26 protein-coding genes are annotated in these 19,197 nt (G+C 67.4%); 21 read left to right on the plus strand and 5 right to left on the minus strand.

Translation table 11 applies throughout. The annotated features are described in order from the left end of the window. Nucleotides 1-51: 51 nt before the first annotated feature. The 3 genes from K7G81_RS14640 (at nt 52) to K7G81_RS14650 (ending at nt 1,352) form a co-directional block, all read left to right on the plus strand. Nucleotides 52-441: a MerC domain-containing protein gene (locus tag K7G81_RS14640; RefSeq protein WP_223031555.1), complete on the plus strand. Its 390-nt coding sequence runs from the start codon at nt 52-54 to the stop codon at nt 439-441. 41 nt (nt 442-482) lie between these two features. Continuing rightward, on the plus strand, nt 483-947 hold the full coding sequence (locus K7G81_RS14645; protein WP_223031556.1) for a Fur family transcriptional regulator: 465 nt from the start codon (nt 483-485) through the stop codon (nt 945-947). 75 nt (nt 948-1,022) lie between these two features. Continuing rightward, on the plus strand, nt 1,023-1,352 hold the full coding sequence (locus K7G81_RS14650) for a hypothetical protein (protein ID WP_223031557.1): 330 nt from the start codon (nt 1,023-1,025) through the stop codon (nt 1,350-1,352). 21 nt (nt 1,353-1,373) lie between these two features. Here K7G81_RS14650 and K7G81_RS14655 read toward each other — a convergent pair whose 3' ends face one another. After that, nucleotides 1,374-1,913, minus strand: coding sequence for a GNAT family N-acetyltransferase (locus K7G81_RS14655; protein WP_439649555.1), 540 nt, complete (start codon nt 1,911-1,913; stop codon nt 1,374-1,376). Between the two features lie 54 nt (nt 1,914-1,967). Between K7G81_RS14655 and K7G81_RS14660 the strand changes: the two genes are divergently transcribed. The 6 genes from K7G81_RS14660 to K7G81_RS14685 all read left to right on the plus strand — a co-directional run bounded on the left by K7G81_RS14660 (nt 1,968) and on the right by K7G81_RS14685 (nt 5,883). Continuing rightward, complete coding sequence (locus K7G81_RS14660) at nt 1,968-2,711, plus strand: TlyA family RNA methyltransferase (protein WP_223031559.1); 744 nt, start codon at nt 1,968-1,970, stop codon at nt 2,709-2,711. A gap of 62 nt (nt 2,712-2,773) precedes the next feature. Further along, a complete protein-coding gene (locus K7G81_RS14665) occupies nt 2,774-3,328 on the plus strand; it encodes a TspO/MBR family protein (protein ID WP_223031560.1) in 555 nt (184 codons plus the stop codon). A gap of 43 nt (nt 3,329-3,371) precedes the next feature. After that, a complete protein-coding gene (locus K7G81_RS14670; RefSeq protein ID WP_223031561.1) occupies nt 3,372-3,704 on the plus strand; it encodes an accessory factor UbiK family protein in 333 nt (110 codons plus the stop codon). Between the two features lie 176 nt (nt 3,705-3,880). After that, entirely contained in the window at nt 3,881-4,387 is a 507-nt protein-coding gene (locus K7G81_RS14675; RefSeq protein WP_223031562.1) for a type III secretion system chaperone family protein, read from the plus strand. Then, nucleotides 4,384-5,193, plus strand: a complete 810-nt coding sequence (proC, locus tag K7G81_RS14680) for a pyrroline-5-carboxylate reductase (RefSeq protein WP_223031563.1) — start codon at nt 4,384-4,386, stop codon at nt 5,191-5,193. Before K7G81_RS14675 ends, proC begins: the two co-directional genes overlap by 4 nt. An 84-nt stretch (nt 5,194-5,277) precedes the next feature. Then, a complete protein-coding gene (locus K7G81_RS14685) occupies nt 5,278-5,883 on the plus strand; it encodes a hemerythrin domain-containing protein (protein WP_223031564.1) in 606 nt (201 codons plus the stop codon). Between the two features lie 36 nt (nt 5,884-5,919). On the opposite strand, the gene K7G81_RS14690 is transcribed toward K7G81_RS14685, so the two are convergent. Further along, nucleotides 5,920-6,546: a DedA family protein gene (locus K7G81_RS14690; protein WP_223031565.1), complete on the minus strand. Its 627-nt coding sequence runs from the start codon at nt 6,544-6,546 to the stop codon at nt 5,920-5,922. Between K7G81_RS14690 and K7G81_RS14695 the strand changes: the two genes are divergently transcribed. Both K7G81_RS14695 and K7G81_RS14700 read left to right on the plus strand, forming a co-directional pair. After that, nucleotides 6,545-6,724, plus strand: coding sequence for a hypothetical protein (locus K7G81_RS14695; RefSeq protein ID WP_223031566.1), 180 nt, complete (start codon nt 6,545-6,547; stop codon nt 6,722-6,724). The genes K7G81_RS14690 and K7G81_RS14695 overlap by 2 nt on opposite strands. 11 nt (nt 6,725-6,735) lie before the next feature. Then, complete coding sequence (locus K7G81_RS14700; RefSeq protein ID WP_223031567.1) at nt 6,736-7,011, plus strand: hypothetical protein; 276 nt, start codon at nt 6,736-6,738, stop codon at nt 7,009-7,011. A 63-nt stretch (nt 7,012-7,074) separates the two neighbouring features. On the opposite strand, the gene K7G81_RS14705 is transcribed toward K7G81_RS14700, so the two are convergent. The 3 genes from K7G81_RS14705 to pyk are packed head-to-tail and all read right to left on the minus strand — an operon-like array spanning nt 7,075 to nt 11,238. Next, nucleotides 7,075-8,463, minus strand: coding sequence for a UdgX family uracil-DNA binding protein (locus K7G81_RS14705; RefSeq protein WP_223031592.1), 1,389 nt, complete (start codon nt 8,461-8,463; stop codon nt 7,075-7,077). Between the two features lie 10 nt (nt 8,464-8,473). Further along, nucleotides 8,474-9,724 (minus strand): putative DNA modification/repair radical SAM protein, encoded by a 1,251-nt coding sequence (locus K7G81_RS14710; protein ID WP_223031568.1) that lies wholly within the window; start codon nt 9,722-9,724, stop codon nt 8,474-8,476. Between the two features lie 56 nt (nt 9,725-9,780). Further along, entirely contained in the window at nt 9,781-11,238 is a 1,458-nt protein-coding gene (gene pyk / locus K7G81_RS14715) for a pyruvate kinase (RefSeq protein WP_223031569.1), read from the minus strand. 71 nt (nt 11,239-11,309) lie between these two features. On the opposite strand from pyk, the gene K7G81_RS14720 reads away from it, so the two are divergent. The 10 genes from K7G81_RS14720 (at nt 11,310) to K7G81_RS14765 (ending at nt 18,979) form a co-directional block, all read left to right on the plus strand. Continuing rightward, nucleotides 11,310-11,687, plus strand: coding sequence for a DUF1244 domain-containing protein (locus K7G81_RS14720; protein WP_223031570.1), 378 nt, complete (start codon nt 11,310-11,312; stop codon nt 11,685-11,687). Between the two features lie 127 nt (nt 11,688-11,814). After that, entirely contained in the window at nt 11,815-12,057 is a 243-nt protein-coding gene (locus K7G81_RS14725; protein ID WP_223031593.1) for a DUF2312 domain-containing protein, read from the plus strand. Between the two features lie 148 nt (nt 12,058-12,205). Then, entirely contained in the window at nt 12,206-12,949 is a 744-nt protein-coding gene (locus K7G81_RS14730; protein WP_223031571.1) for a YebC/PmpR family DNA-binding transcriptional regulator, read from the plus strand. A 238-nt stretch (nt 12,950-13,187) separates the two neighbouring features. After that, nucleotides 13,188-13,676 (plus strand): crossover junction endodeoxyribonuclease RuvC, encoded by a 489-nt coding sequence (gene ruvC / locus K7G81_RS14735; RefSeq protein WP_223031572.1) that lies wholly within the window; start codon nt 13,188-13,190, stop codon nt 13,674-13,676. A 166-nt stretch (nt 13,677-13,842) separates the two neighbouring features. Then, nucleotides 13,843-14,439, plus strand: a complete 597-nt coding sequence (gene ruvA, locus K7G81_RS14740) for a Holliday junction branch migration protein RuvA (RefSeq protein ID WP_223031573.1) — start codon at nt 13,843-13,845, stop codon at nt 14,437-14,439. Beyond that, nucleotides 14,436-15,176 (plus strand): ParA family protein, encoded by a 741-nt coding sequence (locus K7G81_RS14745; protein ID WP_223031574.1) that lies wholly within the window; start codon nt 14,436-14,438, stop codon nt 15,174-15,176. Before ruvA ends, K7G81_RS14745 begins: the two co-directional genes overlap by 4 nt. Continuing rightward, entirely contained in the window at nt 15,173-15,565 is a 393-nt protein-coding gene (locus K7G81_RS14750; RefSeq protein WP_223031575.1) for a GFA family protein, read from the plus strand. The genes K7G81_RS14745 and K7G81_RS14750 overlap by 4 nt, the downstream gene beginning before the upstream one ends. Further along, nucleotides 15,565-16,587 carry a Holliday junction branch migration DNA helicase RuvB gene (gene ruvB, locus K7G81_RS14755; RefSeq protein ID WP_223031576.1) on the plus strand — a complete coding sequence of 341 codons (1,023 nt, stop codon included), beginning with the start codon at nt 15,565-15,567 and terminating at the stop codon, nt 16,585-16,587. The genes K7G81_RS14750 and ruvB overlap by 1 nt, the downstream gene beginning before the upstream one ends. 26 nt (nt 16,588-16,613) lie before the next feature. Continuing rightward, nucleotides 16,614-18,041: a metalloprotease TldD gene (gene tldD / locus K7G81_RS14760; protein ID WP_223031577.1), complete on the plus strand. Its 1,428-nt coding sequence runs from the start codon at nt 16,614-16,616 to the stop codon at nt 18,039-18,041. Further along, nucleotides 18,038-18,979: a DUF5996 family protein gene (locus tag K7G81_RS14765; protein ID WP_223031578.1), complete on the plus strand. Its 942-nt coding sequence runs from the start codon at nt 18,038-18,040 to the stop codon at nt 18,977-18,979. The genes tldD and K7G81_RS14765 overlap by 4 nt, the downstream gene beginning before the upstream one ends. The last annotated feature ends 218 nt before the right edge of the window (nt 18,980-19,197 follow it).

Consider the following 19,197-nt stretch of genomic DNA (forward strand, 5'->3'; position numbering starts at 1 on the left):
GCATCAAATGTTATGTTGTAACATCGGGCCGGCCGTGCCATATCGCCGCGCATGACGGCCCTAGCGCAATCGCGGCTCTCGCATTGGGTGGACACGCGGTTCGATCGTTTCGCGATCGGGCTGTCGGGCCTGTGCGCGGTGCATTGCGTGGCCAGCGCGCTGTTCCTCGCCTTCATGGCCTCGGTCGGCGCCGCGCTGCTCAACCCGTTGTGGCACGAGATCGGCCTCACTTTCGCGATCCTGTTCGGCGTGGTCGCGCTGGGCCGCGGTTTCCTCAGCCACGGTTATGCCGCGCCGCTGTTCGTCGGCTCGTTCGGGCTGGGCATGATGGCCGGCGCGATCACGCTGCCGCACGATGGCGGGATGGAAACGATCTATACGGTGATGGGCGTCGCGCTGCTCGCCTTCGGCCACGATCTCAACCGCCGCGCCAGCCACTGACGCGGCTTGCCGTTTACGGGGCCGGACCCTAAATTCCGCTGATGGCCGCGCACCACCATCATCACGAGCCCAAGGGCAAGGCGCTGACCCATGCCGCGCAGACCACGCTCGAAAAGGCCGGCGAGCAATGGACGTCGATGCGCGCCAGCGTGTTCGAGGCGCTGGCCGGGTTCGACAAGCCGGCGTCCGCTTATGACATCGCCGAGGCGGTGTCGAAGGCCGAGGATCGCCGCGTCGCCGCCAACAGCGTCTATCGCATCCTCGATCTGTTCGTTTCGGCCAATCTCGCGCGCCGCGTCGAGAGCTCGAACGCCTATGTCGCCAACGCGCACCCCGATTGCCTGCACGATTGCATCTTCCTGGTCTGCGACAAATGCGGCCAGACCACGCATATCGACGACGATCGCATCACCGGCACTGTCCGCCACGCCGCCGAAGCCGCCGGCTTCTCGCCCGTGCGCCCGGTGATCGAGGTCCGCGGCACCTGCGCCGATTGCGAGGAATAGGGTCAGGACCACCGGCGGCGGGTTCGTCATCCGGATGGCGTTGCGTTCCGCCGGTCCGTGCGCCATCCTGCTGCGATGCTGCATCTCGGGTTCGCGACAACGCTGGATCTGCTGAGCTGGATCGTGATCCTTGCGCTCGGCGCGAAAGGGGCGGCGGCCGCGATCGTCCTGCTCGTCGATATAGAAGCCCGCGATCGCCCCGGCTGGGGAACGATCCTGTGGTGGGTAACCAAGGTGACGCCACTCATCGCCGTGCCCTGCCTGATCTGGCTTGCCTTTCTGGAGAAGGAGAGGGGCCTGGTTCAGCTGTATCTCGCCCTGGGCGTGTTCGTCGTGATCGCGGTGCCGCTCGCGATTCGCAAGCGCCGAAGACGTATGGCCGAGCATATGCCAAAGACGGTCTGACTTCGTAGACCTGCCGGTCGCCTAAGGCAGCGCCTTCGTCATCCTGACCAGCGGCACCGCGACGCCATCGACCGGCGGCGTCGTCACCCGCTCACTCGCGGTATAGCTGCACGCGCGGTAGAGCGGTTCGCCGGCTAATGTCGCCATCAGCTCGGCTCGGCCGAACCCCGCCTTCGCAGCCGCGGCTTCGCAAGCGTCGAGGATCGCGCGGCCGACGCCTTGCCTCGCGAACGCGGGATCGGTGAACATCGCCCTGATCCGCGCCGGCTCGCGCGCGGGATCGAGTGTCCGCGCGTCGCGCAGGTCGCTGCTGTGATCGCCGCCGTAGAGCGTCGCGCGCCAGCTCCAGCCGCCGCATCCGGCCAGCGCGCCGCCGATCCGCGCGAGGAAATAGCTGCGATCGGCGATCAGCTGGGTATCGAGCCCCATCACCGCGCGGCTCGCCGCGATCTCGGCGTCGCTCAGGAAGCCGCGCTGCAAATCGTCGATCGCGCGCGCCATCAGCGCCCGGATCGCCGGAATGTCGGCTTCGGTCGCGGGTTCGATCACCATATCGGCCATCGCGCGACGGTTGCGGCGCCGCGCCGTCCGCGTCAAGGAGGCGCTGGAGGAACCATGGCCAAGCAGCGCATCGATCAACTGCTCGTCGATCGCGGGCTCGCGGAATCGCGGACGCGCGCGCAGGCGCTGGTGATGGCCGGCCATGTCTTCGTCGGCGATCGCAAGATCGACAAGGCGGGCCAGCAGGTGGCCGACGACGCGGCGGTGGAGGTGCGCGGCCGCGATCATCCCTGGGTGTCGCGCGGCGGCATCAAGCTCGCGCACGGGCTCGATCAGACCGGCTGGGACGTCGCCGGCGCGGTGGCGATCGACGTCGGCTCGTCGACCGGCGGCTTCACCGATGTGCTGCTCAGCCGCGGCGCGGCGCGCGTCTATGCAGTCGACAGCGGCACCAACCAGCTCGCCTGGAAGCTGCGCCAGGATGATCGCGTGATCGTTCACGAACGCACCAGCGCGCGCATCCTCACCACCGAGCACATCCCGGAAAACGTCGACCTGATCGTCTGCGATGCGAGCTTCATCGGCCTCGCCAAGGTGCTCGAAAAGCCGCTCGGCTTCGCCAAGCCGCTGGCGCGCGCGCTGGTGCTGGTCAAGCCGCAGTTCGAGGCGGGGCGGGAGGAAGTCGGCAAGGGCGGGGTGGTGCGCGATCCCGCCGTCCACGCCCGCGTCTGCGACGAGGTCGCGCGCTGGTTCGAGGATCAGGGCTGGCGTGTCGTCGGCGTGACGCAAAGTCCCATTACGGGACCGGAGGGGAATGTCGAGTTCCTGCTTGCCGCGCAGCGGGACCTTTCCGCCTAGTCGAAATCCGTTGTAAGCGGGTTTCCGATCTGTCTCGTACCGCTTGACAAAGGAGCGCGTGGGTGAGCGAACTGGCATCGAAGCAGCAATTGAGGATGTCGTTCGTGCGCTGGGCCCTGGTCACCGTGCCCGCGGTGCTGTTGCTCGGCTTCCTGTCGGGATCGAGTGTGCCGGCCGGCGCCGACAACGGCTGGTATATGATGCTGGCCAAGCCCGCGCTGACCCCGCCGGATTGGGTGTTCCCGGTTGCCTGGACGATCCTCTACGTCCTGATGGGTATCGCGCTGGCGATCGTGCTCAACGCGCGTGGCGCGCGCGATCGCGGGTTGGCGATCGGCCTGTTCGTCGCCCAATTGGCGGCCAACCTGGTGTGGAACCCGTTGTTCTTCGGCGCGCATCGCGTGATGCTGGCGTTCGGCGTGATCGTCGTGATGTTTGCTTTGGCGCTGGCGGCGACGATCCTGTTCGGGCGTATCCGCGCGGCGGCGGCGTGGCTGATGGTGCCCTATCTCGCCTGGATCTGCTTTGCCGGGGCGTTGACCTGGGGTATCCATCGGCTCAATCCGGATGCCGATGGCCTTGTCCCCGGCGCGGTAAGCACCCAGATCGCATTATGATGGTTGAGGCGGCTGGTGCCGAACGAACGAAGGAACATCCGCAATGCAATCCGAAAACAAGATTTTCGACGATTTCGTCAAATTCGTGAACGGCGCCGCCGGCACGTTCGCCGGCATGGCGCGTGAGGGCCAGGCCGATGCGCGAACCCGGTTCCGCGAATGGATCGGTGGCCAGGATTTTGTGACCCGCGAGGAATTCGATGCGGTGAAGGCGATGGCCGCGGCTGCGCGCGACGAGGTCGATGCGCTGCGCGCCCGTCTCGATGCGCTCGAAGGCGCCGCGCCGCCGGCCGTGGTCAAGCCCGTGAAGCCGGCCGCCAAGCCTGCTGCGGCGAAGCGCGCCAAGGCGGCGCCGAAGGCCGCGCCCAAGGCGTGAGTTGATCGATCGCGGCGCCAGTCCGCGTCGTCATCCGGCGCTCCGGCGCGCGCGCTTCGTCGCGATGGCGCCGCGCGTGCCCCACAGCTTGTCCACAGCTTTTTCCACGCGGGGGTTCGGCGGCGGGGTTGTTTCGCGCGGCGCGGCCCGTCACCATGCGCGCGAGGGAGACATTTATGCTCGATGAGGGCGATCTCGAGCGCGACGATACCGCCGCGCCGATCGACATGCTGGAAAATTACTTCGCCGCGCACGGCTGGAAGCACGAGCGGCAGGACGAGGAAATCGTCGCCACCGTCAAGGGCAGCTGGACCGAATACGAGCTGCGCGGGCTGTGGCGCGAGGACGACAGCGTGCTGCAATTCCTCGCCTTTCCGGACATCCGCGTCACCGAGGAGCGGCGCGCGGCGATCTATGAGGCGATCGGGCTGATCAACGAGCAATTGTGGATCGGCCATTTCGAATTGTGGTCGTCGACCGGCGTGCTGCTCTATCGTCATGCCGCGATGGTCGGCGGAGGCGAGGATGCCGGCCTGTCCTTGTCCGACGCGGAACTGATCATCGAAAGCGCGATTGACGAGTGCGAGCGTTTCTATCCGGTGTTCCAGTTCGTCCTGTGGGGCGGCAAGACGCCGAAGGAGGCAATCGCCGCCGCGCTCATCGAAACCCAGGGAGAAGCATGATTTCAGACGTACCGACGAGCATCTGGTTGATTGGTTGCGGCAACATGGCGGGCGCCATGCTGTCGCGATGGGTGGAAAGCGGCGTGGTCGATCCGGCCACCGTTACGGTGGTCGATCCCGGCCAGCCCCGGCTTCCCGGCGGCGTGCGCCATGTCGCCAGCCTGCCCGACGAGGCGGCGCCCGAGGCGGTGATGATCGGCGTCAAGCCGCAGATGCTCGATGATATCGCCGGCGCGCTGGCGCCGAGGATCAAGGGCGTGAAGCTGCTGCTGTCGATCCTGGCCGGGGTCGAGGTCGCGTCGCTCGCCAGGCGCTTTGAGGCGGAAGCGATCGTGCGCGTCATGCCCAATCTGCCGGTCGCGCTCGGCCATGGCGCCGTCGGGCTCTACGGCGCCGATCCGCAAAGCGAGGCGGGGCACGCGGCGTCGGCGCTGATGGCGCCGCTCGGCACCGTCGAGTGGATCGACGAAGAAGGGCTGTTCGATGCCGTCACCGCGCTGTCGGGCAGCGGCCCCGGCTTCGTCTATCGCTTCATCGACGCGCTCGCCGCGGCCGGCGCCGCGCTTGGCCTGCCAGCCGATCAGGCGCTGCGCCTCGCCACCGCGACGGTCGAGGGCTCGGCGATGATGGCAGCGAACGCCGATGAGACGCCCGCCACGCTCGCCGATCGCGTTGCCAGCAAGGGCGGATCGACGCGCGAGGGCCTCAACGTGCTCGATCGCGACGATGCGCTGCAACGCCTGCTCGTCGCGACGCTCACCGCCGCGCGCGATCGCAACGTCGAACTGGCCGCCGCCGCGCGCTGATTGAAGCTGGTCCACTTACGTGGACGCGGCAGCGGAACGCGCATCGCGCTTCGTCGGTTGTCTCTCGCGAGAAGGGAGATTGCCATGACGACGCTCGATCGCGACAGCAAGGGCCGCTTCATTTCGGACGAGGACGCGCGCCAGCGGCGCACCTCGGCTGTCAAGCTCGGCCTCGCCGCCACCGCCGGCGCGGCGATCGGGATGATGGCGCTGTTCGGGCGGCGCACTGCCAGCCAGGCGCCGACGATCCTCGCCGGCGATTGGCCGCAGGCGCTCGCCGCCGAGCACAAGGCGGTGCTCAAGCTGTTCGACGCGATCGAGGCGACGCAGACGCGCGCCGTCGCGCGCCGCACGATGTTGCTGGCGCAGCTCAAGCATGCGCTGGCCAAGCACGCGATCGAGGAGGAGAATGCGATCTATCCCGCGTTGCGCGATGCTGGCCGTGCCGATGCCGCCGAATCGCTGATCCGCGATCATGGCGACGTGAAGCATTTCCTCTACGATCTCGAGAACATGCCCAAGAACGCGCCCGAGTTCCTCGAGACGATCAAGGCCTTCCGCCACGAGATCGAAACGCACATGCGCGAGGAGGAGGAGCGCGATTTTCCGGCGCTGAAGGCGCAGCTTTCGGAAGATCAGAACCGCAAGCTGACCCGCCAGATGAATCGCGAGGGCTTCAAGCTCGCGTAGCGATCAAGGCCTCGCCATCGCGAGTGCCAGCCAGGCTCAGCGGCGCATCCCGCGCACGCGATGGGCGACATAGCCCGCCACGGCGATCACGATCAGTCCCCCGATCACCGCGTCGGCCGAATGGAACGCGGCCTTGATCCGCGGGTCGCTGTCCCATGCGGCGCCGAGCTTCATCCCGATCCAGGCGAGCGCGAAGCACCACGGCCACGATCCGATGAAGGTGTAGAGGTGAAACCGCCCCAGCGGCATCCGCGCGATGCCCGCGGGGAAGGCGATGAATGACCGGATCACCGGCAGCAGCCGCCCGATCAGCACCGCTGCCGATCCGAACCGCGCGAAAAACCGGTCTGCCGCGTCGAGCTCGCCCGGCCCCAGCAGGACGAAGCGCCCCCAGCGCTCGATCGCCGGCCGGCCGCCGCGCTTGCCGAGCTCATAAGCGAACACCGATCCGATGTTGCAGCCGATCGCGCCCGCGGTCGCAACCGCGAACAGCTCGAAGCGCCCGGTCGAAACCAGATAGCCCGAAAACGGCATGATCACTTCGGATGGCAGTGGGATGCACGCGCTTTCGATCGCCATCATCAGCGCGACGCCGAGATAGCCGGTCGCGGAGATCACGGCGACGATGAACCCGGCGAGCACGGCGAGGATATGTTCGATCATGTCCGCCGCCATGGCCGAGGCGCCGTTGCGTTTCCAGCCCCAAATGCGCGGCCTTCGCATCTGCCCGGCCAAGCCGCGCCGGCGTCAGCTGCACCTCGCCGGAACTTATTCCGCCACCGGTTCGTTCGAGACGTTGGTCGCCAAGTCAAAGTCAAAAAAGGGTTTATTATGCGTTTGATGAAATTTGCGATGGCCGGCACTGCCGCGGCATCGATGCTGGTCGCCAGTGGCGCGATTGCCGCCGGCCCCGTCCGTTCCGCTGCCGCGGTTCCCGCCGTGCAGAGCGCACCGGTAAACGGCGTCCGCGCCGCGCCCGCGCTGAAGCACCGCAGCAGCCAGTCCGACGAGGGCACGCCCGTCCTGGGTTACGCCCTTGCCGGCGTGTTTGCCGCCGGCCTGGTCGCCGCGACGATCGTCGCGACCGATCATAGCTCGGATTCGACCCCGCCCTCCAGCCCGGGCTAACGGGTCAAGGCAGGCCTCGCGCCCAGGCGGCGCGGGGCCTTTGCTGCCCACCCCGGCGCGTGGTCAGCGTCGCAACAGCGCCGCCGCGCCGCGCAAATCCTCGACGAACCGCTCGAATTCTTCGGCCGCCTTGGCCTTGTCGGGCAGGCGCAGCAGATAGCTGGGATGCACCGTCACCCAGCCGGTGCCGCCATCCGGCAATTCGTGCGCCGCACCGCGTTCGCGCCCGATCGTCATTGGCCGGCCGAAAACCGATCGCGCCGCCGTCGCGCCCAGCGCCACAGTGACCTGCGGCTTCACCACCAGCCGCTCCTGCTCGTACCACCAGCGGCATGCCTCGATCTCGCCGGCATTGGGCTTGGAATGGATGCGCCGTTTGCCGCGCCGCTCGAACTTGAAATGCTTCACCGCGTTGGTGACATAGGCTTGCGCACGATCGACGCCGGCGTCCGCCAGCGCGCGATCGAGCATCTGCCCGGCCGGCCCGACGAACGCACGCCCAGCGAGATCCTCCTGATCGCCCGGCTGCTCGCCGACCAGCATCATCGCCGCGCTCGTCGGCCCTTCGCCGAACACCGTCTGCGTAGCGTTCTTGTAGAGCGGGCACCGCGTGCAGCCCGCGGCTTCCTCGCGCAGCGCGTGCCATGCCGCCTCGGCATTGCCGCCGCGCTGCGTCCGTGCGGTATCGATCATGCGTCTCTCCCGTGCCTGGGCGTCGGCGATCAGGCTCGGCACCAACGCCGTTTCGGGCATGTTTTTCCAGTAACGCTTCGGCATTTCCTTGAGCATCGCGCCGATCTTTATCCGCGCCGGGTTGAAGATCGATGCGTAATAGGTCTGCCACACCGCTTCGATCGCATCGTCCGCCGGGGCGTCGCCGCGCGTCGCGCCCGGCCCTTCGCGCACCGTCTCGCCGTCCCAATGCAATGACAATTCGGGCGTCAGGATCGACCACCGCATCGCCGCGAACCGATCGACGAAGAAGCCGGCATTGGCGCGCACGATATGATGCTCGGGCTCGAACCAGGCGATATAGCGCAGCCCGTCGTCGTCATGCGTCTCGCGAAAGCGCAGAAAGGCGCGCATCTTGTGGATGTCGCGCCGCACCGCCTTGGCCATTGTCGCGATCCGCGCGATGAGCGGATCGGCCTCGTCGTCGAGCAGGCGGGGATGCGCCTGCAATCGGCACAGAGCGGCATAGAGCAAGGCAAACCGCTCGGGGTCGCGATGCAGCAGCGCCGCGCCGGCAAGGTCGATGAACGCGCGCGGCACCCTTAACCGCGCCGATGGCTCCGCGATGGCTATCGAGGCGGGCGCCGCGGCGAACAGGTCGCCGCTTTCCCCGGTCTGCCATATGACTGCCCCGGGCGCGACGCCCTGGGCCGCAAGCGTTCTTGCCGCGTCGCGCCAGCCCGCGACATCGTCCGGACCGGAGAGCGTCACAGTGCGCAGCGCGGCCATGTCAGGCCGCGAACAATTCAAACTGCTCGGGACGCGGCGCCACCAGCGGCCGCAGGTCCTGCCGGTCGACGAGCGCGGTCGGCGACCAGTCGGCGGCCACGATGAACGGGCGCAGCCGGGCGATCGACACCGTCAGCCGGGCGACATCGTCAAGCCGCAGCCGCCGCCAGCGCCGGATCGACAGGATCGCGTCGACCGCCTTGATGCCGAGCCCCGGCACGCGCAGCAGCCGCTCGCGCGCGGCGGTGTTGACGTCGACCGGGAACGCCGCGCGAAACCGCAGCGCCCAGGCCAGTTTCGGGTCGATATCGAGCGGCAGCATCCCCGTCGTCTCGTCCGCCGCCGCCGCTACGTCGCCCGGCGCGAAGCCGTAAAAGCGCATCAGCCAGTCGGATTGGTAGAGTCGGTGCTCGCGCATCAAAGGCGGCCGCCGCAGCGGCAACACGGCGCTGGCATCGGGGATCGGGCTGAACGCCGAATAATAGACGCGTTTGAGATCAAACCGGCCGTAGAGCGTGGCGGCGCGATGGACGATGTCGCTGTCGGTCGCCGCGTCAGCGCCGACGATCATCTGGGTGGATTGCCCGGCCGGCGCGAAACGTGGTGCCGCGCGATAGCGGCGCCGGGCGTCGCTATGATCGGCGATCGACGCGGTCATCGCCCCCATTGCGCCCTCGATCCGTCCGGCGTTCTTTTCCGGCGCCAGCCGCTTGAGCCCGCCGATCGTCGGCAGTTCGACGTTGATCGACACGCGATCGGCGTGACGCCCGGCCGCCTCGACCAACGCCGGATCGGCGTCGGGGATCGTCTTCAGATGGATATAACCGCGAAAATCGTGGTCTTCGCGCAGCGACCGCGCGACCTCGACGATCTGCTCCATGGTATAATTCGCCGATCGGATGATGCCCGACGAAAGGAACAGCCCCTCGATATAGTTGCGCTTGTAGAAAGCGATCGTCAGATCGACCACCTCGCGCGCGGTGAAGCGCGCGCGGCGCACGTTCGAGCTCTTGCGATTGATGCAATAATGGCAGTCGAAGATGCAGCTATTGGTCAGCAGAACCTTGAGCAGCGAGATGCAGCGGCCGTCGGGTGCATACGCGTGGCAGATGCCCATTCCCTGGTCGGTCGAGCCGATCCCCTTGCCGCCGCGCGAATCGCGTTTGATCGATCCCGATGACGCGCAGGACGCGTCGTATTTCGCCGCATCGGCAAGGATTTCGAGCTTCTGACGGACGTCGAGCTGCGCCATCCGTTCCTTTTATGTTCCGATCGCTCCGGGCGCAAGCGCCGACCGGATGACGCAGATCAATCAGAATGGTTCTTCAGCTCGTCGCCGATGATCCGCACGACGTGCAGCACGTTGGTCGATCCCGGCGTCTTGAACGGCACGCCGGCGATCACGATCACCCGGTCGCCGGCCTGGGCGAGGTGATGCCGGAGCGCCATGCGCTTGGCCTTGGCGACCATTTCCTCGAACGAATCGACGTCGCGAGTGTGCACGGCATAGGCGCCCCACAACAGGCCGGAGCGCCGCGCCGTCTCCATCTTGGGCGTCAGCACCATGATCGGCACCGAGGGGCGCTCGCGGCTCACGCGCCGGGCGGTCGATCCCGATGCGGTGAAGCAGATGATCGCCGTCGCCGATACGGTGCGGGCGATCTGCTTGGCGGCTTCCGCGATCGCGTCCGCCGTGGTCGGGTCGGGGCGGGTCACAGTGAAATGCACGCGGTCGCCGTGGCGCGGATCGCGCTCGACCGCTTCGCCGATCGAGTTCATCATCGCGACCGATTGCACCGGCCACTCGCCCGCGGCACTCTCGGCCGACAGCATGATCGCGTCGGCGCCGTCATAGATCGCGGTCGCCACGTCGGACACTTCGGCGCGCGTCGGCGTCGGCGAGGTAATCATCGATTCGAGCATCTGCGTCGCGACGACGACCGGCTTGCCCTGCTTGCGCGATTCCTCGACGATCATCTTCTGCAAGGGCGGCACGTCCTGCGGCGGCAATTCGACGCCCAGGTCGCCGCGCGCCACCATCACGCCGTCGCACATCTCGATGATCTCGGGGAGCCGGTCGATCGCCGCGGGCTTCTCGATCTTGGCGAGCAGCGAGGCCTTGCCCTGGATCAGCTTGCGCGCTTCGGCGAGGTCGTCGGGGCGCTGCACGAACGACAAGGCGATCCAGTCGACATGCTGTTCCAGCGCGAAGGCGAGGTCGCTCCGATCCTTATCGGTCAGCGCCGCCATCGGCACCACCACGTCGGGCACGTTGACGCCCTTGTTGTTGGAAAGCCTGCCGCCGACCTCGACCAGCGCCTCGATCCGCTCGGCGTCATTGTCGGTGACGCGCAGCACCAGCTTGCCGTCGTCGAGCAGCAGCCGCGCGCCCGGCTCGATCGCCTCGAAAATCTCCCGATGCGGCAATTCCACGCGCGCGGCATCGCCCGGCGTCGAATCGCGATCGAAGACGAAGGTCTGCCCGGTTTCGAGCATCACCTTGCCGCCGGCGAACCTGCCGACGCGCAGCTTCGGCCCCTGCAGATCGGCGAGGATCGTGGTCGGCCGTCCGTATTTCTTTTCGAGCGCGCGGATCGCCTCGATCACCGGGATCTTGGACGCCTGATCGCCGTGGCTCATGTTGATCCGGAACGCGTCCGCGCCGGCGGCGAACAGGTTCTCGATCATCTCCGGCGAATTGCTCGCCGGGCCCAGCGTCGCGAGCACGCGCACCTTGCGCGAGCGGGGGGCGGAGGCCTTGGTCATATAATTTCCTGCGGGTTGTGCGGAGCCGTCCCTAAACCCTATCTCGAAAGGATCAACCGTCGGAGGCAAAAATGGTAGCGCTCAACGAAATCGATGATGCCGTCGCCGCCAAGGCGTTTCGCCGCCTGGTCCGGCACCTGCGCCATCGCACCGATGCGCAGAATGTCGACCTGATGGGCCTTGCCGGCTTCTGCCGCAATTGCCTGGGCGATTGGCTGGCCGAAGCGAGCGAGGGCACGCTCAGCAAGGAGGCGGGCCGCGAAGCAGTCTACGGCATGACCTATGCCGAGTGGAAGGCGCAGCATCAGGCCGAGGCGACGCCCGAACAGCTCGATCGCATGAAAGCGAGCGTGGCGAAGAACAAGGTCGAGGACGATCTCGATGAGGCGCTCGACGAATCGTTCCCGGCAAGCGATCCGCCTGCGATGACCGAGCCCGGCCGGGGTTGAGCCGCACCGGCGAACCCCGTAGAGGCGACGGTCCAGTCGCCGGTTCCGGCGACTCATCTCATCATCGAAGAAAGGGCCGCGCCCTCGGGGTGCGGGAAAAGATATGGCGGAAGAGCGTGGCGAAGGCATGGGCGGCGGGCATGTCGCGGCGGACGAACTGCGGCTGCTGATCGAGCGCGCCGAGCGGCTTGAAGAGGAAAAGAAAGGCATCGCCGACGACATCAAGGACGTGATGGCCGAAGCCAAGAGCCGCGGCTACGATCCCAAGGCGATCCGCAAGATCCTTTCGATCCGCAAGAAGAAGAAGGAAGAGTATCAGGAAGAGGAAGCGATCCTCGAAACCTATATGCAGGCGCTCGGCATGATCTGAGGTCGCCGAACGTCCCCCGGACTTGTTCCGGGGTCCACGGTGCCGCATAATCGGCCGCCGCGGCTCCTGCGGAACGGTGGATGCCGGAACAAGCCCGGCATGACGGCTCGAGACTTCCACGCACTGCGCCCCAACCCAGAGGCACCCGATGGCAGGCCATTCCAAGTTCAAGAACATCATGTATCGCAAGGGCGCGCAGGACAAGAAGCGCTCCTCGCTATTCTCCAAATTGAGCCGCGAGATCACCGTTGCGGCCAAGACCGGCATTCCCGATCCGGATGCCAACGCCCGCCTGCGCGCCGCGGTCAACGCCGCCAAGGCGCAGTCGATGCCCAAGGACAATATCCAGCGCGCGATCGACAAGGCGGCCGGCAACGATACCGAGAATTACGAGGAAATCCGCTACGAAGGCTTCGGTCCCGGCGGCGTCAGCCTCATCATCGAAGCCTTGACCGACAACCGCAACCGCACCGCGACCAATGTGCGCACCGCGATGAGCAAGAACGGCGGCAACCTCGGCACCGCCGGCTCGGTCAGTCACGGGTTCGACCGGCTCGGTCTGATCAATTACCCCGCCGATGCGGGCAGCGCCGACAAGGTATTCGAAGCCGCGCTCGAGGCCGGCGCCGAGGATGTCTCGTCGAGCGACGACGGTCATGAGATCTGGACCTCGGTCGAGGCGCTCCACGAAGTCGCCGCAAACCTCGAAAAGACGCTCGGCGAGCCGGAAGGCGTCAAGCTCGCCTGGCGCGCGCAGAACAATGTCGAGGTCGGCGAAGACGATGCCGCGACGCTGTTCAAGCTGATCGACACGCTCGACGACGATGATGACGTCCAGACCGTGTGGGGCAATTACGAAGTCTCCGACGCGGTGATGGAGAAGCTGGGCTAGTGCTCGTTTCGCGCGAAGGCGCGATGGCGCGAAGGGGGTGGTTCGCGCGGAGGCGCAGAGGCGCAGAGGGAGCGCGCCCGCCGCCGCGCCAGCGGCCATTATCGCATGTGGCTGCCGCATGCGACGTCTGCCTTGCTGACGCAGGGCGCCTGCTGAGCACGCATCCTCTTTGCGCCTCTGCGCCTCTGCGCGAACTTTCTGCTTCCTTCTCCGCGCCTTCGCGCCTTCGCGTGCACCCTTGCTGATCCTCGGCCTCGATCCCGGGCTCGGCACGACCGGCTGGGGGCTGATCCGCGCCGAGGGCAACCGCCTGTCGCATCTCGCCAATGGCAAGCTCAAGACCGATAGCGCCGCGCCATTGCCGGGCCGCCTGTCGCATCTCGATGCGATGCTATCGGCGCTGATCGCCGACCACGTCCCCGATACCGCCGCGGTCGAGGAAGTGTTCGTCAACGCCAACCCGCAATCGACGCTCAAGCTCGGTCAGGCCCGCGGCGTCGTGATCTGCGCCGCCGCCCGCGCCGGGCTCGATGTCGGCGAATATGCCGCGCGCCTGGTCAAGAAGGCGGTGGTCGGCGTCGGTAATGCGGAAAAGGCGCAGGTCCATGCGATGGTCACGCGCCTGCTGCCCGGCGTCAGGATCGACGGCGCCGATGCCGCCGACGCGCTGGCGGTGGCGATCTGCCACGCGCATCATCTCGCGTCCGCGCGCCGACTCACCCGCTGAACAGCCGAAACACCTTTCCTACACGGCCTCGTTCTGCTTATGTCCCGAGCATGACCGTCGCTCGATCCCATCCGCCTCGTTCACGGTCTTTCGCGCTGCCCTGTGAAGATCCGCGCGACACTCTCCACTTTCTCCACTTCACCCTCGTCGAGGAGGGCGCTGAGCGATGATCGCGCACCTCAAGGGCCTGCTCGTCTCCACGGGAATCGATCATGCGGTGATCGACGTCGCCGGGGTCGGCTATCTCGTCGGCGCCTCGTCGCGCACGCTGGCCGCGCTCGGCCCCACCGGCGAGGCGGTGACGATTCACACCGAGATGCTGGTCGCCGAGGATTCGATCCGCCTGATGGGCTTTGCCGAGGCGGCCGAGCGCGACTGGTTCCGCCACCTCACCAGCGTGCAGGGGGTCGGCGCGCGCGTCGCCCTGGCGATCCTCTCGGTGCTCGCGCCGGATGAACTCGGCACCGCGGTGGCGCGGCAGGACAAGGCGATGGTCGCGCGCGCCAACGGGGTCGGCCCCAAGCTCGCCGAACGCATCGTCCGCGAATTGAAGGACAAGGCCGGCGCGATCGCGCTCGGCAGCGGCGGCAGCGCGCCCGTCGCCGCGACGGGCGTGTCGGCCGATGCCGTCTCCGCGCTCGGCAATCTCGGGTTCAAGCCGGCCGAGGCGTCGGCCGCGGTGAAAGCTGCCGAGGATGAACTCGGCACCGGCGCGACCCTCGACGCGCTGGTGCGATTGGCGCTACGCAAGGCATCGAGATGAGCGGCAGGATCATCGCGGTCTACAGCCTCAAGGGTGGCGTCGGGAAGACGACCATCGCGGTCAATCTCGCCTGGGCCGCGGCCGCGCTCTCGTCGCGCCGGACGCTGCTGTGGGATCTCGATGCCCAGGCTGCCGCGACCTGGATTCTCGGCCACGGCGCCGGTGGCCCGAAAGCGGAAAAGACCATCCTCGGCGCGGTGAATCCGGAAAAGCTGGTCCGCGCGACCGACATCCCCCGCCTCGATCTGCTCCCCGCCGATGCCTCGCTGCGCGGGCTCGACATCGCTTTCCACGAACTCGACAAGAAGAAGCGCGTCGCCAAGCTCGCCCAGCGCCTCGCGCGCGATCACGATCGCATCCTGATCGATTGCCCGCCCGGCCTCTCGGACACCTCGGACCAGATTCTGCGCGCCGCCGATCTCGTCGTCGTGCCGGTGATCCCGTCGCCGCTGTCGCGCCGCGCGCTGGCGACGATCGAACAGCATCTCCACGGCAAGAAGAGCCCCGATGCGCGCCTCCTGCCGGTCTATTCGATGGTCGACCGCCGCCGCGCGCTCCACCGCGCCGCGCTCGAGGCCGAGCCCGATTGGCCGGTGATCCCGATGGCCAGCGCGTTCGAGGCGATGAGCGAGGCCCGTGCCCCGCTCGGCGCCTATGCGCCGCGTCGTGCCGTCGGGGTCGCCGCGATTGCCGGCCTGTGGGAACGCATCGAGCGCAAGCTGGAGAAACGCCGATGACCGCCCGCCACGCCGAATGCCAGTGCGGCCAGCTCCGCGTCGAGGTGTCGGGCGAGCCGGTCCGCGTCTCGGTCTGCCACTGCCTCAATTGCCAGCGCCGTTCGGGGAGCGCGTTTGCCGCGCAGGCGCGCTTCGAGGACAAGGACGTGACGATCACCGGCGCCGCGACCGACTGGACCCGCACCGGCGACAATGGCGCGATGACCCAGAGCTTCTGCCCGACCTGCGGTTCGGGCCTCTATTATCGCAACGAAAGCATGCCCGGCCTGATCGCGATCCCGCTCGGCGCCTTCGCCGACCCGACCTTCCCGCCCCCGCACTTCTCCGTCTTCGAAAACCGCCGCCACCCATGGGTGAGTATCACCGGCGACGATGTCGAGCACGATTGATGGGCGATGCTGACCGTATCCTGACCGCACAGCGCAAGCCCGAGGACATGGACGCTGCCTTGCGGCCCAAGTCGCTCGACGAGTTCGTCGGGCAGGCCGCCGCGCGCGACAATCTGCGCGTGTTCCTGCAAGCCGCCAAGTCGCGCGGCGAGGCACTCGATCACGTGCTGTTCTTCGGCCCGCCGGGGCTCGGCAAGACCACTTTGGCGCAGATCATCGCGCGGGAGATGGGGGTGGGCTTCCGCGCCACCTCCGGCCCCGTCATCGCCAAGTCGGGCGATCTCGCCGCGCTGCTTACCAATCTCGAAGATGGCGACGTGCTGTTCATCGACGAGATTCACCGCCTCCAGCCCGCGGTCGAGGAAGTGCTCTATCCGGCGATGGAGGATCGCGCGCTCGATCTGATGATCGGCGAAGGGCCGTCGGCGCGCTCGGTCAGGATCGACCTGCCGCATTTCACTTTGGTCGGCGCGACCACCCGGCAAGGGCTGCTCACCACCCCGCTGCGCGATCGCTTCGGCATCCCGGTGCGGCTCAATTTCTATACGGTCGACGAGCTCGAACACGTCGTTACCCGCGCCGCGCGCCTGCTCGATCTCCACGTCGCCCCGGATGGCGCGCGGGAAATCGCGCGGCGCGCGCGCGGCACCCCGCGCATTGCCGGGCGGCTGCTGCGCCGGGTGCGCGATTTCGCCAATGTCGCCGGCACCGAAACGGTCGATGCCAAGACGGCCGACGCGGCGCTCAATCGGCTGGAGGTCGACAATCTCGGCCTCGACGCGATGGATCGCCGCTATCTCCACATGATCGCCGATATCTATCGCGGCGGTCCGGTGGGCGTCGAAACGCTCGCCGCGGGCCTTTCCGAACCGCGCGACACGATTGAGGAAGTGATCGAGCCGTATCTGATCCAGCTCGGCCTCGTCGCCCGCACCGCGCGCGGCCGCTGCCTCAACGCCGGCGGCTGGAAGCACCTCGGCATCGCGCCGCCGAAGGACATGCAGGACGGCCTCTTCGATTGAGCGCCGCACCTCCTATATCGAGAAGCATGACCATCACCGATCCCCGCTCCTTCCTGTATCGCGACGGCCTCGATCCCGAGACCGCGCAGACGCTCACCGCCGAGACTTTGGCCAAGGCCGACGACGGCGAACTCTTCCTGCAATATCGCAAGACCGAAGCGTTCGGCTTCGACGACGGCCGCCTCAAGACCGCGAGCTACGATACGCAATCGGGTTTCGGCCTGCGCGCGATCTCGGGCGAGACCACCGCTTTCGCCCATTCGAACGAGCTGTCGGCGGCGGCGATCCGCCGCGCCGGCGAAACCATGGCGTTGATCGACCCTTCCGCGCGCGCCAAGGCCGGCCCGCCGCAGCACACCAATCGCCATCTCTACACCGACGCCGATCCGATCGACCTGGTCCCGTTCGCCGACAAGGTGAATTTGTGCCAGGCGATCGACGCCGCCGCGCGCGCCCGCGATCCGCGCGTCTGCCAGGTATCGGTGGGCCTGTCCGGCTCGTGGAGCGTGGTCGAGGTGGTGCGCGCCGATGGTTTCGTCACTACCGACATCCGCCCGCTGGTGCGCCTCAACGTCTCGATCGTGGTGGAGCAAAACGGCCGCCGCGAAACCGGCAGCTTCGGGGTCGGCGGGCGCTATCTCTACGATCGCCTGATGGGCGAGGATGTATGGAACCGCGCGATCGACGAGGCACTGGCGCAGGCGCTGGTTAATCTCGAGTCGGTCGATGCCCCCGCCGGCGAGATGACCGTGCTGCTCGGCCCCGGCTGGCCCGGCGTGCTGCTCCACGAAGCGGTCGGCCACGGGCTGGAGGGCGATTTCAACCGCAAGGGCACCTCCGCCTTCTCCGGCCGCATCGGCGAGCGCGTCGCCGCGCCGGGCGTCACGGTAGTCGACGACGGTTCGATTCTCGATCGCCGCGGCTCGCTCTCGATCGACGACGAGGGCACGCCGACGCAGGAAAACGTGCTGATCGAGAATGGCGTGCTCAAGGGCTATATGCAGGATCGCCTCAACGCCCGGCTGATGGGCGTTCAGCCGACCGGTAACGGCCGCCGTCAGAGCTTCGAATATTCGCCGATGCCGCGCATGACCAACACCTTCATGCGCGCCGGCAATGACGACCCCGCCGAGCTGATGAGCCGCGTGAAGAAGGGCATTTTCGCCAAGTCGTTCGGCGGCGGACAGGTCGATATCGTCTCGGGCAAGTTCGTCTTTTCCTGCACCGAGGCCTATCGCATCGAGAACGGCAAGCTCGGCTCCCCGATCAAGGGCGCGACGCTGATCGGGGACGGCCCCACCGTGCTGACCAAGGTCACCGGCATCGGCAACGACTTCGCGCTCGACGAGGGCATCGGCATGTGCGGCAAGGCCGGGCAGGGCGTGCCCGCCGGTGTTGGCCAGCCAACCCTGCTGGTCGAGGGGCTGACCGTCGGCGGCACCGCCGTCGCATGAGCGGCGCCGGCGCCTGGCCCGAGCTCGACTGGCCGGCCTGGCGCGAGACGGCGATCGGGTTGCAACTGCGCTGCCAGATCGTCGGCAAGGTCCGGCTGGCGTTGTCGCCGTGGCTCAACCACAGCTGGCATGTGCCGTTCTACCTCACAGCGCGCGGCTGGACGACCTCGGCGATCGCGGTAGACGATCGCCTTCTCGAGATCGATTTCGATCTGCTGGCTGATCGTGTGCGGTTCTCGACGAGCGAGGGTGACGAGCGCTTGATCGCGCTGGAAGCCGGCACGATTGCCGATTTCCATGCCGCGGTGATAGCCGCGCTCCGCCATCTTGGCGTCGATTGCCGGTTCGATCCGAAGCCCAGCGAAATGCCTGATCCGGTGCCCTTCGCCGAGGATCGTGCGGAGCGGCCCTATGATGGGGAGGCCGCCCGCCACTTCTGGCGCGCGCTGATCCAAGTGCAGCGCGTGTTCGGCGCATTCCGCACCGGCTTTCTCGGCAAGGCGAGCCCGATCCACTTTTTCTGGGGCAGCTTCGATCTCGCTTCGACGCGCTTTTCAGGCCGTGCGGCGCCGCGCCACCCCGGCGGTTTTCCCGGCCTGCCCGATGCCGTGACCTGCGAGGCGTACAGCCACGAGGAAGCGAGCGTTGGCTTTTGGCCCGGCAGCGACGCTTATCCGCAACCCGCTTTCTACGCTTATGCCTATCCCGCGCCGCCCGGCTATGCCGATGCCGGCGTGATGCCGGAGGGCGCGACGTGGAATGCCGAGCTTGGCGAGTTCCTGCTCAGCTATGATGCGGTGCGCACGGCGGCCGATCCCGATGCGGCACTGCTCGCCTTCTGCCAGTCGACCTACGATGCCGCCGCCGATCTCGGCCGCTGGGATCGTGCCGCGCTCGATTGTCCGCTCGGCAAGCCCGGCGAGCCGCGCGCCGTCTGAGCGATTTTTGAATATCGGGTAGGGAAAGGCTTGCCCGACAACGATCGTTTCCGTAACCCTCGCGCCAGAAAAAGAGGGAGAGGTATGTGGCGCTGGACCCCGAGACATTTGCTGCGCTGATCGAGGCGGTGCGGCGCTTCGTTGCCGAACGGCTCCGTCCGCTCGAGGCCGAGGTCGAGGCGGAGGACGCGATTCCGCAAGCGGTGATCGCCGAGATG

Source organism: Hephaestia mangrovi (genome assembly GCF_019880555.1).
Classification (GTDB): Bacteria; Pseudomonadota; Alphaproteobacteria; order Sphingomonadales; family Sphingomonadaceae; genus Sphingomonas; species Sphingomonas mangrovi.

Excerpts from the sequence above, each read along its gene's own strand:
- K7G81_RS14640 (WP_223031555.1), top strand. The coding sequence starts at position 52 with ATGACGGCCCTAGCGCAATCGCGGCTCTCGCATTGGGTGGACACGCGG.
- K7G81_RS14645 (WP_223031556.1), top strand. The coding sequence starts at position 483 with ATGGCCGCGCACCACCATCATCACGAGCCCAAGGGCAAGGCGCTGACC.
- K7G81_RS14650 (WP_223031557.1), top strand. The coding sequence starts at position 1,023 with ATGCTGCATCTCGGGTTCGCGACAACGCTGGATCTGCTGAGCTGGATC.
- K7G81_RS14655 (WP_439649555.1), bottom strand. The coding sequence starts at position 1,913 with ATGGCCGATATGGTGATCGAACCCGCGACCGAAGCCGACATTCCGGCG.
- K7G81_RS14660 (WP_223031559.1), top strand. The coding sequence starts at position 1,968 with ATGGCCAAGCAGCGCATCGATCAACTGCTCGTCGATCGCGGGCTCGCG.
- K7G81_RS14670 (WP_223031561.1), top strand. The coding sequence starts at position 3,372 with ATGCAATCCGAAAACAAGATTTTCGACGATTTCGTCAAATTCGTGAAC.
- K7G81_RS14675 (WP_223031562.1), top strand. The coding sequence starts at position 3,881 with ATGCTCGATGAGGGCGATCTCGAGCGCGACGATACCGCCGCGCCGATC.
- proC (WP_223031563.1), top strand. The coding sequence starts at position 4,384 with ATGATTTCAGACGTACCGACGAGCATCTGGTTGATTGGTTGCGGCAAC.
- K7G81_RS14685 (WP_223031564.1), top strand. The coding sequence starts at position 5,278 with ATGACGACGCTCGATCGCGACAGCAAGGGCCGCTTCATTTCGGACGAG.
- K7G81_RS14695 (WP_223031566.1), top strand. The coding sequence starts at position 6,545 with ATGTCCGCCGCCATGGCCGAGGCGCCGTTGCGTTTCCAGCCCCAAATG.
- K7G81_RS14690 (WP_223031565.1), bottom strand. The coding sequence starts at position 6,546 with ATGATCGAACATATCCTCGCCGTGCTCGCCGGGTTCATCGTCGCCGTG.
- K7G81_RS14700 (WP_223031567.1), top strand. The coding sequence starts at position 6,736 with ATGGCCGGCACTGCCGCGGCATCGATGCTGGTCGCCAGTGGCGCGATT.
- K7G81_RS14710 (WP_223031568.1), bottom strand. The coding sequence starts at position 9,724 with ATGGCGCAGCTCGACGTCCGTCAGAAGCTCGAAATCCTTGCCGATGCG.
- pyk (WP_223031569.1), bottom strand. The coding sequence starts at position 11,238 with ATGACCAAGGCCTCCGCCCCCCGCTCGCGCAAGGTGCGCGTGCTCGCG.
- K7G81_RS14720 (WP_223031570.1), top strand. The coding sequence starts at position 11,310 with ATGGTAGCGCTCAACGAAATCGATGATGCCGTCGCCGCCAAGGCGTTT.
- K7G81_RS14725 (WP_223031593.1), top strand. The coding sequence starts at position 11,815 with ATGGGCGGCGGGCATGTCGCGGCGGACGAACTGCGGCTGCTGATCGAG.
- K7G81_RS14730 (WP_223031571.1), top strand. The coding sequence starts at position 12,206 with ATGGCAGGCCATTCCAAGTTCAAGAACATCATGTATCGCAAGGGCGCG.
- ruvA (WP_223031573.1), top strand. The coding sequence starts at position 13,843 with ATGATCGCGCACCTCAAGGGCCTGCTCGTCTCCACGGGAATCGATCAT.
- K7G81_RS14745 (WP_223031574.1), top strand. The coding sequence starts at position 14,436 with ATGAGCGGCAGGATCATCGCGGTCTACAGCCTCAAGGGTGGCGTCGGG.
- K7G81_RS14750 (WP_223031575.1), top strand. The coding sequence starts at position 15,173 with ATGACCGCCCGCCACGCCGAATGCCAGTGCGGCCAGCTCCGCGTCGAG.
- ruvB (WP_223031576.1), top strand. The coding sequence starts at position 15,565 with ATGGGCGATGCTGACCGTATCCTGACCGCACAGCGCAAGCCCGAGGAC.
- tldD (WP_223031577.1), top strand. The coding sequence starts at position 16,614 with ATGACCATCACCGATCCCCGCTCCTTCCTGTATCGCGACGGCCTCGAT.
- K7G81_RS14765 (WP_223031578.1), top strand. The coding sequence starts at position 18,038 with ATGAGCGGCGCCGGCGCCTGGCCCGAGCTCGACTGGCCGGCCTGGCGC.